The organism is Cobetia sp. 3AK, from assembly GCF_029846335.1.
Classification (GTDB): Bacteria; Pseudomonadota; Gammaproteobacteria; order Pseudomonadales; family Halomonadaceae; genus Cobetia; species Cobetia marina.
Map to the genome: position 1 here is coordinate 1 of NZ_JARWKR010000035.1, position 306 is coordinate 306.

Here is a 306-nt window from a genome sequence, read left to right on the forward strand (position 1 = left end):
CCTTATCGACACTGTCTACTGCTCGCGGCAAGTGCTCACAACGAATTACCTGATCAAGTTAGTTTATCGAGTAGTAGTGTCGGGTCTGTAGCTCAGTTGGTTAGAGCGCACCCCTGATAAGGGTGAGGTCGGCAGTTCAAATCTGCCCAGACCCACCAAAAGCTTCGTGCTTTTGTCGACACGGTTTGCCGACTTTTGGGGCCATAGCTCAGCTGGGAGAGCGCCTGCCTTGCACGCAGGAGGTCAGCGGTTCGATCCCGCTTGGCTCCACCATCAAGTTCCGGTTCAAGCTTCTACTACCTGATA

Annotated in this window: 2 tRNA genes; both read left to right on the plus strand. The window is 53.6% G+C overall.

Annotation, left to right across the window (positions count from 1 at the left end):
• Positions 1-81: 81 nt before the first annotated feature.
• Positions 82-158: transfer RNA gene (locus QD228_RS17035), tRNA-Ile, on the plus strand.
• 39 nt (positions 159-197) lie between these two features.
• A tRNA-Ala gene (locus QD228_RS17040) sits at positions 198-273 on the plus strand.
• The last annotated feature ends 33 nt before the right edge of the window (positions 274-306 follow it).